Below are 12,202 nucleotides of genomic sequence, written 5' to 3' on the forward strand. Positions count from 1 at the left end.
ATTCCGGTCGATCAACCATCAGGAATAGAGGGCAGCCTCCGCTGCCGATAAGCGCAACAGGAGAAAGTGACCATTGACAAAAACGACACGGAAAGACGATAGTCATCGATATTAATAATGACTCGCATTTGCGTCAGGGAGTTCCCCCCATGTGTCAGGTCTGTCAAAGCGATCAGGTCCCCCCCGAACCCCGCCTTCGTCTGCGCCGCAAATTATGGGAGATCGATACCCATTGTCATTGCACCATTATCGGCACCTGCCTCTCACTGCCGGAACTGCGCGGAATCGCGTCACGCAACGGCCTGGAATTGGCCAAGCCGAATCCGACCGAATATGAAATCCATTCGGCGATGGTCCATCTCGCCTCACGCGACCGTTCGCTCGGCAAAGCCCTCCATAAGGCGCTTGATCGCAAATACGCCCTATCGATCAAGCGCTTCTCTCGGGTCACCAATCGCGATGCGGTCGAAACGCTGTGGAAAGAGTGCCTGGGTCGGGGCGAGGTCGCCGGGCCGCTCTGGGCGCTGATGACCCACCCCGCCACCGACGATTCCCTTCAATCTCTGGTGTTCGGCGAAATCCACATGCTGTCGCATCAGGTGGGATCGATGGTGCGGGCGGACATGAGGCAAATGGCCGGCCTGGAAAAAGAAAAGGCCGAGCTGAACAGCAAAATCAAACGCCAGCAGGAACGGCTCCACCACGAAATCGCCAGCAGAGACACCGCTTTGCGCGACCTGCTTGCCCTCGAACAGGCCGAGAATCGGCGTCTGCGCGAATGCGGTGACACAACGGAGCAAATCCGGTCGTTGAAGGTCATTCAGCAGGATTTACAACAAGCTCTGGATCTTGCCGAGAATCGCGCCCGCAAGGCCGAGGATCGTACCCGCATCGCCGAAGAAATCATCGGCGATCTTGACCGCAGTCTAACCGAACAGACCACGGAACTGACGGCTCTGCGTGCCGAGGTCGAGACATTGGAAGCACGGTTGAACGAAGCCTTGCCAGGCGGCCGAGACCGACCAAGTTGCCCCGCACCGTGCAACCGCCCCGATTTGTGCGGTCGCTGCATTCTGTATGTCGGTGGACGATCGGTGCAGGTGCCGCATCTGCAAAAACTAGTGTCGGAGCGGAACGGCATTTTGATCCACCATGACGGCGGCGTCGAAGACAATATCGGCCGCTTGCAGGGGCTGCTGGGCAATGCGGACGCGGTGATGTTCCCGGTCGATTGTGTCAGCCATGCCGCTCACGATCAGTTGAAGAAACTGTGCCGCCGGTGGAGCAAGCCCTTCGTTCCGGTCCGGCGCTCGGGCCTGGGAGCCTTCATCGCCGCGCTCGACACCTTGTCCTCGCCCACTCCATCATGACCGCGCCCGCCACACCGGTGGAACGGTGCGATCCCACGTGCCGCGATCAGATGTGGCGGACCGTGCTGGAGCTTGTCTTGCCCGCCCCGCAGCCATTGGGCCGGGTCGTCTCGGTTGTCGAGGGGGTGATATCGGATTGCGGACGGCACAAATCACTGTCCGCTTGTCTCCAGGAAATGGCACGGGGCGGACATATCCGCATGAATTGCGATGGCCGACGGTGGACTGTCTCGCTGGGGCCAGCGGGACGGGCAACCCTGCAACGGCTTCAAAGAGAAATGCCTCTGGACAGGAGAGATCACACCCCTATAAATGCGTCTACGTCTTAGATTCTGTAGAAAGTGCTTTTCCAGTCCAAAGGAAGCCCCGATGCGCCGTTTTTTTGCCGTTCTCCTTCTGCTCGTCGTCATTGCCTTCCCGGCCTATGCCGACAGCTCGGCACGCATCGGGTACCTTGGTGCGGAGAAAGTAGATCTGGTCAGCCTCCTGCCGCCGCCCCCGCGCGACGAGACCTTTATTCGCAGTGAAATCGACTATCTGCTCTCGTTGCAGAGGCAGCGCACAGAAGCTCAGGTGAAGCAGGCTCAAGCCGATGAGGATAAGGGGATCGACCGTTTCCTTCCTGCTATTGGCGACCTGGACCTCGACCGGTTGCCCAAGACCCGCGCCCTGTTCGAGCGGTTGGGCGACGATCTGAATCAGATTGTTGCCGCAACGAAAGCGGTCTGGCTGCGCCCCAGACCGTTCCTGGTTGAACCGACCCTCGATCCCTGTGTCACCCGGCCCAAGGGCAGCTCTTATCCCAGCCGTCACAACGCCTATGCGATGCTGACCGCCGAAGTACTGGCTCGGATGGCCCCCGACCGTCGCGATGCCCTGTTCGCTCGCGCCCGGCACTATGGCGAGCAGCGGATGATCGGTGGCGTCCACTACCCCAGCGACGTCGAAGCCGGACGGATGGCAGGTCTTATCATCGCCGAACGCTTGTTCGCCAATCCGGCCTTTGCCGCCGATCTGGCCGAGGCAACCGCCGAAATGGAGGCCGCGCGTCAGCCCTGACGCCCGGCCTGCCCTTTCATCGTCATAAATGGCGAGACGCCGGCACACAACACATTATAAATATATAAAAGTATTGTTGACTCCGATGCGAATCGGACAACAATAGATAAGCATACAAACGACACCGAAGCGTCGGCAATACTAATTGCCAATAGACAATCGGCTACAAAAACAGCTTAAAAAAACGTAACGTCGGCTAAAAATTCCGGCGAACGCCCTCTCTTTCCCATGCCGATGGCCTGGACCCGAGGCGAAAAATCGTTTTCGTCAAAACGACGAACCGTCCATTCGCTTAGAAATAGCCACAAAGGGTCTTGCTCGTTCAGACGCGAGTTCCGCGATACCGCCGCGCGCAGCGAGAAGGAGACCGGGGCCGATGCGATCATTTCTTCCCTTCCTCAGATCTTTTTCCATCCGATTACCGTTCCGCTCCCGCGTCGCGTCGCTCTGGGACGACCGTGAGCCGATTCGTGAAGAGTTGTTCAGCGTCGAGCGAATCGAAGAGCATGCCCGCAGTCTGGCGGTCGCCCAGACAGTAACGGCCAAGTCAATCCGGGGACGTCCACTGGCCCCTCGGCTGGCCGACAATGGAACCGTTCTGCTGGGCGCTTATCGGGACATGGTGGGGGTCATCGACGAAGGTGGCGCGATCACCCCGGCAGCGGAATGGCTGGTCGATAATTATTACGTCATCGAGCGCCAGATCCGCGAAATTCAGTCCAACTTGCCCAGCAGCTATTACCGGCAATTGCCGAAACTTTCCGAAGGTCCGTTCGCCCTCTACCCTCGGGTGTTCGGACTGGCCTGGGCCTTTGTCGCCCATGGCGACAGCCGTTTCGATCCCAGCATGCTGATCCGGTATGTCCGCGCTTACCAGGAGATCCAGCCGCTGACGATCGGCGAGTTGTGGGCGGTATCGATCACCCTCCAGATCGTACTGATCGAGAATTTACGACGGGTGGGGCAACAGATTCTGACGGATCGCGCCGCCCGCCAGCAAGCGAACGCTCTGGCCGACCGCCTGTTGGGACTCGAGGGGAGCGATGTTGAACCGATCGAGAATATCCTCGCCGGACAGGGGACGGTCCTGATGGCCGAGGCGTTCGCGGTCCAATTGGTCCACCGCTTGCGCGATCAGGATGTGCGGATTACCCCGGCGCTGAGTTGGCTCGACCGCCGTCTGGCGGCTCAGGGCGTAACCGTCGAAACGGTCGTTCATGACAGTCACCGACGCCTCGGGGCCGCCAATGTCACCGTCCGCAACATCATCACCAGCCTGCGCCTGATTTCCGAGATCGATTGGAACGAGATCGTCGAAAGCATTTGCCTGGTCGATGACGCACTGGCCTCCGAATGCGCATTCGATGCGATGGATTTCCCGACCCGCAACCTATACCGCTGCGCGGTCGAGGATCTGGCGCGACGGTCGGGGCTGTCGGAGCTTGAGGTCACCCACGCCGCCATCGCCGCCGCTAAATCCCAGCACGAAACCGTCACGGAAGAGGAAACGAACCGACTCAACGATCCTGGATACTATCTGATCGCCGGGGGACGCACCGAGTTCGAAAACACGATCAGCTATCACCCGCGTCTGAGGCGCTGGCCGGTACGGTTGATCCGGCTGTTCGGCATCGGTGGCTATGCCCTCGCCACCGGAGGAATCGCCACCCTTCTCCTCGCGATGCCGCTGCTGACTCTTTGGCTGAACGGACTGGAAACGATCAGCCTGTGCCTGCTCGCGGCGTTGGGGCTGACCCCGGCAATCGATGCGGCCGTCGCCCTGGTCAATCGGGTCGTAACCTTTGGGTTTAGGCCAACCTTGCTACCGGGACTGGAACTCTCCCACGGGATCGCCGCACCGTTGCGGACCATCGTCGTCGTCCCCTGCCTGCTGACATCGACCGAGGCGATCGAAGAACAGATCGAACGGCTGGAAATCCACCACCTCGCCAGCCCCGAGGGGGAAATCCATTACGCCCTACTCTCCGACTGGACCGATTCGACGACAGAGACGACTGTGGAGGACAATTTCCTGCTGACGGTGGCGGCAGCGGGAATCGAACGGCTCAATCGCCAGCATGGTCCAGCCCCGGCGGGAGCCAGATTCTACCTGTTTCACCGCAAACGAATCTGGAGCGAAGGCGNAAAACGCTGGATGGGCTGGGAGCGCAAACGCGGCAAACTCCATGAACTGAACCGGCTGCTGCGCGGTGCCACCGACACCAGTTTCGTTGCTATTGGTGGCGAGATGCCATCGCCCCCCCCCGATATCCGCTTCGTTATCACCCTGGATGCCGATACCCGTCTGCCACGCGACACCGCCCGCCGCCTGATCGGCAAGATGGCGCATCCGCTCAACCGGCCTCGCTTTGACGCGTTAACCGGGCGGGTGATCGAGGGCTATGGCCTCTTGCAGCCACGGGTAACGCCGTCTCTGCCGATCGGTCGCGAAGGGTCGGCATTCCAACGCATTTTCTCCAGCATGAGCGGCATCAATCCTTATGTTTCGGCGGTATCCGACGTTTATCAGGATCTGTACGGCGAAGGGTCTTATGTCGGCAAAGGCATCTATGACGTCGATGCCTTCGAAGCCGCCCTGGCCGGACGGGTGCCGGATTCAACGCTGCTCAGTCACGACCTGTTCGAAGGCGTGTTCGTCCGGGCCGGTCTCGCCTCGGATGTCGAGGTGGTCGAGGAATTCCCCGCCCGTTATGACGTCGATGCCCTGCGTCACTATCGCTGGGCCAGAGGCGACTGGCAGTTGTTGCCGTGGATTCTCGGCTGTGGGCCGATCCCCGCCGGTCGAGACGGACGGATCGACGTCCTTCCTCAGATCGGCCGCTGGAAGATGCTCGACAACCTGCGCGCCACCCTGTCGGCACCGACGACAATTCTGGCCCTGATCGTAGGATGGACAATGCCGTTCGAGCCTGCCTTGGCCTGGACCGGCTTCATTTTGGCGACGATCTTCATTCCGGCCTTAATTCCGGTCATCGCTGCGATTCAACCGCAACGTCCCGGCGTCACGCTGATCAGCCACCTTCGTGCACTGGGCGACGATTTCGTCCAAGCGGTCACCTTATCAGCCCTGGTGGTAATCTTCCGGGCGCATCAGGCATGGCTGATGAGCGATGCGATTACCCGCACCCTGTGGCGTCTGTACGTCAGCCGCCGTCACCTGCTCGAATGGGTTCCGGCGGCACAGGCGTCAATCGGCCCGCGCCTTGACGCAATCGGCTTCATCCGCCGCATGGCGGGAGCTCCCATCATCGCCCTGGTGACACTGGGCGGCGTCGCTTTTCTGGAACAAGGCACCTGGATGATCGCCGTTCCGATCGCGTCGCTGTGGTTGGTTTCTCCGCTGGTCGCGCGTTGGATCAGTCTGTCGCCGCGGACAGCCGGACACCAGCCGGTCTCGGAACCCGATACGCAGGCGCTGAGACTAACAGCGCGGAGAACGTGGAGATTCTTCGAAAGTTTCGTCACCGCGACCGATCACTGGCTTCCACCCGACAATTTTCAGGAAGACCCCATCCCGGTTCTGGCACACCGGACATCGCCGACCAATCTTGGCCTTTACCTGCTGTCGGTGGCGTGCGCACGCGATTTCGGTTGGATCGGCACCACCACCGCCGCCGAACGGCTGGAGGCGACACTGGCGACGATGGGGTCGATGGCACGCTTTCGCGGCCATTTCTATAATTGGTACGATACGAGAGATTTGCGTCCACTCGACCCTCAATACATTTCCTCTGTCGATAGCGGCAATCTCGCCGGTCATCTCATCGCCCTCGCCAACACATGCCGGGAGTGGCAGGTACTCCCGATCGACATTGAAACGCGCCGTGCCGGGTTGAATGACGTTCTGGATCTGACGCGCGAAAAAGCGACCAGCCTGCGCGACGGCCCGCTGACCCAGACGGTGACCTGGGATCAACTCGACGAATCCATCGATGTGATCACCACCATCCTGCGCTATGGATCTCCCGACCGCGATGGCCTCGCCCGGATGGCGGCCCAAGCCGAAATCATGGTCGATATTGCCCGCGCTCTGGTGATCGAGCGCGGCACGGATGGCGACGCCGACTTGCTGTTCTGGACCGAAGCGAGCCTGAACACGATCGAGAGCCACCGTCGCGATGCCGAACCAGGCAACACGACAAAGATGGCGGCCCGTCTCTCGGCGCTGGAGAAGACCGCCCGCGAGATGGCCCTGGCGATGGAGTTCGGCTTCCTGCTCGACCGCGGCCGCATGTTGCTGTCGATCGGGTATCTGGTGCCGGAAGGGACGCTGGACCCGAACTGTTACGATCTGCTGGCATCGGAGGCCCGGCTCGCCAGTTTTATCGCCATCGCCAAGGGCGACATTCCGGCCCGGCACTGGTTTCGGCTGGGCCGAACCATGGCTCCGGTGGCGCACAGTGCCGCCCTGGTCTCTTGGTCCGGGTCGATGTTCGAGTATTTGATGCCCTCGCTGGTGATGCGCGGACCGATGGGAAGCCTGCTCGAACAGACCAGCCGACTGGTGGTCCGCCGACAGATCGAATACGGCGCGACGCTACGCCTGCCCTGGGGAATCTCGGAATCCGCCTACAGCGCCCGCGATCAGGAATTCACCTACCAATATTCTAATTTCGGCGTTCCCAGCCTGGGTCTGAAACGCGGGTTGGGCAAAAACCGGGTAATCGCCCCCTATGCCACAGCATTAGCCGCAATGGTCGATCCCCATGCCGCCGCCGCCAATCTGAACCGGCTGACGACAGACGGCGCACGGGGGCGCTATGGCTTCTACGAGGCTCTCGACTTCACCCCGTCCCGCGTTCCCGAAGGCGAGACTGTTTCGGTCGTCCGCGCCTACATGGCTCATCACCAGGGCATGACGATCATCGCCATCGCCGATGCTTTGTTCGATGGAACAATGCGGACCCGGTTCCACGCAGAACCGATCGTCCAGGCGACCGAATTGTTGTTGCAGGAGCGGATGCCGCGCGACGTTTCGGTGGCGCATCCCTGGGCCGCCGAGGTCAATTCCAATACCCCGCTCGAAACAGCGTTGTCGGGGGAACGCTGCTTCGCCTATGCCCACCAGGCGACACCCGCCACCCACCTGTTGTCGAACGGTCAGCTCACCACCATGCTTACGGCGTCTGGATCGGGCTATACCCGTTGGAACGATCTTGCCGTCACCCGTTGGCGCGAGGATTCCACCTGCGACGATTCCGGCTCGTACATCTTTCTCCGCGACGTCCGAAGCGGCGCGGTCTGGTCGGCGGGGCTTCAGCCCACCGGACACGAGCCAGATCTGTCCGAAATCTCATTCCACGAGGACCGGGCGGAATTCACCCGTCGCGACGGATTGCTGAAAACAACAATGGAGGTTCTGATCTCGGCCGAGGACAATGCCGAAATCCGCCGGATTTCGATCGTCAATGGCGATAGCCGGGGCAGAGAGATCGATGTCACGTCTTATGCCGAACTGGTGCTGGCGCCCCAGGCGGCCGATATCGCGCATCCGGCATTTTCCAAACTGTTCGTCGAGACCGAATACCTTGCCTCGACCGGAGCTTTGCTAGCGACGCGGCGGAGACGAGATCCGGCCGAACGGGAAGTCTGGGCCGCTCATTTGTCGGTCGTCGAAGGTGAAACCATCGGCGCTATCGGATTCGAAACCGACCGGGCCCGCTTTCTTGGCCGAGGCCATTCAATCCGCTCCGCAATCGCGATGATCGATGGCCGCCCCCTGTCGAACAGCGTCGGCACCTTGCTGGACCCGATCTTCTCGTTGCGCCGCCGCGTTCGCATCGCGCCGGGTGAAACCGTCCGCATCGCGTTTTGGACCATGGTCGCCACCACCCGCGAGGGCGTGCTGGCCTGCATAGACAAGCATCGCGACGTCACCGCCTTCGGCCGGGCAGCGACTTTAGCTTGGACCCAAGCACAGGTTCAGCGTCATCACCTTGGAATCTCGGCGGGCGAAGCCAGTCTGTTCCAGCGGTTGGCCGGGCATTTGATTCATGCCGCGTCAACCTTGCGTCCGTCTTCCGATACGATTCGGCGCGGCGCGGGGCCACAATCTGATCTGTGGCCGCAAGGTATTTCCGGCGACCTGCCGATTCTGCTGCTGCGGATCGCCGACACCGACACGATCGGTCTCGCCCGCGAAGTTTTGCTGGCACAAGAATACTGGCGGATGAAGAATCTGGCCGTCGATCTGGTGATCCTCAACGAACACCCGCCCTCGTATGTCCAAGATCTCCAGACCGCGCTGGATGCCCTGGTCCGGGTCAGCCAACCTCGCCACCAGAGCGAAAGCGTACAGCCAGGGCGCGTTTTCCTCCTACGGGCCGATTTGATTCCGGCCGCGACGGTTGCCCTGCTTTTGTCGGTGGCACGGGTCGTGCTGGTCTCTCAGCGCGGTAGCCTGTTCGAACAACTCGACCGCCGGACAGAAAGTCGCGATCCCGCAGACAGGCCGGTCCGCGCCAGACCAACCACGACGACTCCGTTCAGATTATCCACGACAGAGGAATTCGTCGCCCTTCGGACGCCACCCCCTCCCCTCCCCAAGCTGGAATTCTTCAATGGCCTGGGCGGATTTGCCCTCGAAGGAATGGAATATGTGACGGTTCTCGGGCCGGGACAAACGACTCCGGCCCCCTGGATCAACGTCATTGCCAATCCGTCTTTCGGCTTTCAAACCTCAACCGATGGCGGTGGCTACACTTGGTCGGTCAGCAGCCGCGAGAATCAGTTAACCCCGTGGTCGAACGATCCCGTCACCGACCGCCCCGGCGAGGCGATCTATCTGCGCGACGAGGATAGCGGCGTGATATGGACGCCGACCGCATCGCCCATTCGCGACGAGACGGCCACTTATACCGCCCGGCATGGACGGGGCTACAGCCGGTTCCAGCTTTCATCGCACGGTATCGTCCTCGACCTGTCCCAGACCGTACCGCTTGTCGATCCGGTTAAGATTTCACGCCTGGAGTTGCGCAACCTTTCGGGCCGCCATCGTCGCCTGACCGTGACGGTCTATGTCGAGTGGGTCCTTGGTGCCTCACGTTCGGCCTCGCTGCCCTTCGTCACCACCGAGATCGACGGCGCGACTGGAGCGATGCTGGCCCGTAATCCCTGGCGAAACGCTTTTGGCAACCGCGTTGCGTTCCTTGACCTCGGCGGCCTTCAGACCGAATGGACCGGCGACCGCCGCGAGTTCATCGGTCGCAACGGATCGCTGGCACGACCGGCAGCACTCGCCGGAAGCATCGGCGCCCTGTCGAACCGGGTTGGAGCTGGACTCGACCCGTGCGGAGTCCTGCGCGTCCGCGTCGATCTGGCCCCTGGGGCCAAAACCGAAATCATCGTCCTGCTGGGCGAGACAGCGACGGCGGAAGAAGCCCAAAGCCTGATTAAACGCATCCGCACGGCCGATCTCGACCAGATGGAGACGGACGTCGCCGATTTCTGGAACGACCTTCTTGGCGCGGTCCAGGTGCGGACGCCCAACCGCGCGATGGACATCATGCTGAATGGATGGCTGCTGTACCAGACCGTGGCCTGCCGCCTATGGGCACGGTCGGCCTTCTATCAGGCCAGCGGAGCCTATGGCTTCCGCGATCAGTTGCAGGACGGTATGGCGCTGGCCGCGACGTGTCCGGCGATGACCCGCACCCATCTGCTGCGCGCGGCGGCACGGCAGTTCGTCGAAGGTGACGTCCAGCATTGGTGGCTGCCCCATTCCGGCCAGGGGGTGCGAACCCGTATCTCCGACGATCGGGTCTGGTTGGCGATCGCAGTCGCCCATTATGTCGCCGTCACCCAGGATCGTTCGATCCTCGACGAATCGGTGCCGTTCATCAACGGGCCGAGCCTGAAAGAGGGAGAAACCGATAATTTCTTCCGCCCCGGAATCGACGACAGCACCGCTCCGTTGTTCGAACATTGCGCCCTGGCGCTTGATCGCAGCCTTGGCCTCGGACGCCATGGCCTGCCGCTGATGGGCACCGGCGACTGGAACGACGGCATGAACCGCGTCGGAGAAAAGGGAGAAGGAGAAAGCGTGTGGCTAGGCTGGATGCTGCATGCGGCCCTGACCGCCTTCACGCCCCTGGCCGCCGCCCGCGGCGCGAACGACCGGGTCGTTTCCTGGCGCGTCCATGCCTCGGCTCTTCAGGCCGCATTAGAGACCGAAGCATGGGATGGCGATTGGTACCGCCGGGGATTCTTCGACGACGGAACCCCGCTGGGATCAGCCAACAGTACGGAATGCCGCATCGATTCGATTGCACAATCCTGGGCCGTTCTGTCGCGAGCCGCCGAGCCGGAACGGGCGGCCCGCGCCATGGCGGCAGTCGAACGCGATCTGATCCGGCCCAAGGACGGGCTGGCTTTGTTGTTCGCACCACCATTCGACAAAACGCCGCACGATCCCGGCTATATCAAGGGCTATCCCCCTGGAATTCGTGAAAATGGCGGTCAATACACCCACGCCGCACTGTGGTCGGCGATGGCTTTTGCCGCGCTGGGACAAGGGGGAAAGGCGATGGACCTGTTCTCGCTGCTGAACCCGATCAACCACGCGCGGACACGGGCGGACCTGCACCGCTACAAAGTCGAACCCTATGTCGTCGCCGCTGACGTCTATGCGATACCACCTCATGTCGGCCGGGGCGGCTGGACCTGGTACAGCGGATCGGCGGCCTGGATGCAGCGCACCGGAATCGAATCAATTCTCGGCCTGTGCCGTGAAGGCGACATCCTTATTCTGAACCCGTGCATCCCCAGAACCTGGCCCGGATTCGAACTGACGCTACGACACGGCTCCGCCCGCTATGGCATCTCGGTCGAAAACCCGGATGGAGTCGAACGCGGTATCGCCGCCGCGTTCCTCGACGATATCGCCATAGATGCATCTCCGCTGCGGCAAATCCTCGTCGATGACGGGCAGATTCACCGCCTGCGCGTTCGCCTCGGTAACTAAAGAATAAAAACAAGAAAAGAGGAAAATATCATGGAAGAAAAAAACGAAGCACCAGACTTCTCCGCGAAGGATCTTCTGAATCCGCCCTTCGCCGTCCCCTTGCTTCTTGCCGTCGGGATCGTCACCTGGGTTTTCTTGAAACCCTATCTTGGATAGATCAAATCCGAGGAGATCACGCCATGATCACCGGAACGATAGATTTTGCCGTTTGCGACGGCATGAACGGAATCGACCGACTGGCGAAATTTCTTAACGCGACGCCACGGGGTGGGGATTGGCATTTCGCGACGGGAACCCGCTTCGATCAGAAGCGGATGAGCATCGTTTTCGACGATCCCGCCGATTCGGAACCGGCATTGCGTCGCTATCACGATGCAGGCTTGGACCGGCCCCCACTCAATTAAGACTAGACCCCGATGAGATGAACTCCTCGGGGTCTGGCAGGGCCATTGAGGCCGAACTTTCTCAGAAAAAACTGGAGAACGGACCATGGCTAAAGGACAAAAACGCAGTAGCCGCGAGCCCAAGAAGCCGAAGAGCGCCGTAAAACCGGCTGCTGCGGCGGCCTCCACCTTCGTCGAGAGTCGCCCGCCCCTCCCTAAGAAAAAGGCCGGGACGGACCACAAGCCGCCCCGGACGTGAGTCCTCCGGGAGGATTTCCAGCCACTCGAAACGGTCGGGGTGGAGATAGACATTGGTCAGTACGCCCACCATCGCCGCCAGAGCCCCAACGCCGACCAGTAAGCCGATGATATCGCCGCTTTCCATGATGGCCTCCGTCAGGATGACG

6 protein-coding genes are annotated in these 12,202 nt (G+C 61.2%); 5 read left to right on the forward strand and 1 reads right to left on the reverse strand.

Translation table 11 applies throughout. From position 1 onward, the window contains the following. Positions 1–149 precede the first annotated feature (149 nt). The 5 genes from PHAMO_RS13405 to PHAMO_RS13420 all read left to right on the forward strand — a co-directional run bounded on the left by PHAMO_RS13405 (position 150) and on the right by PHAMO_RS13420 (position 11,816). Positions 150–1,370 carry a DUF2325 domain-containing protein gene (locus PHAMO_RS13405; RefSeq protein WP_002730086.1) on the forward strand — a complete coding sequence of 407 codons (1,221 nt, stop codon included), beginning with the start codon at positions 150–152 and terminating at the stop codon, positions 1,368–1,370. Between the two features lie 369 nt (positions 1,371–1,739). After that, positions 1,740–2,429 (forward strand): acid phosphatase, encoded by a 690-nt coding sequence (locus PHAMO_RS13410; protein WP_002730088.1) that lies wholly within the window; start codon positions 1,740–1,742, stop codon positions 2,427–2,429. 4,252 nt (positions 2,430–6,681) lie between these two features. Beyond that, on the forward strand, positions 6,682–11,412 hold the full coding sequence (locus PHAMO_RS20475) for a GH36-type glycosyl hydrolase domain-containing protein (RefSeq protein ID WP_456085342.1): 4,731 nt from the start codon (positions 6,682–6,684) through the stop codon (positions 11,410–11,412). 30 nt (positions 11,413–11,442) lie between these two features. Further along, a complete protein-coding gene (locus PHAMO_RS20230) occupies positions 11,443–11,568 on the forward strand; it encodes a hypothetical protein (RefSeq protein WP_268869805.1) in 126 nt (41 codons plus the stop codon). 23 nt (positions 11,569–11,591) lie between these two features. Then, positions 11,592–11,816 (forward strand): hypothetical protein, encoded by a 225-nt coding sequence (locus PHAMO_RS13420; RefSeq protein ID WP_002730091.1) that lies wholly within the window; start codon positions 11,592–11,594, stop codon positions 11,814–11,816. A 61-nt stretch (positions 11,817–11,877) separates the two neighbouring features. Here PHAMO_RS13420 and PHAMO_RS19525 read toward each other — a convergent pair whose 3' ends face one another. Further along, a complete protein-coding gene (locus PHAMO_RS19525; protein WP_002730093.1) occupies positions 11,878–12,180 on the reverse strand; it encodes a hypothetical protein in 303 nt (100 codons plus the stop codon). Positions 12,181–12,202 lie beyond the last annotated feature (22 nt).

Source organism: Magnetospirillum molischianum DSM 120 (genome assembly GCF_000294655.1).
GTDB classification, from domain to species: Bacteria; Pseudomonadota; Alphaproteobacteria; order Rhodospirillales; family Magnetospirillaceae; genus Phaeospirillum; species Phaeospirillum molischianum.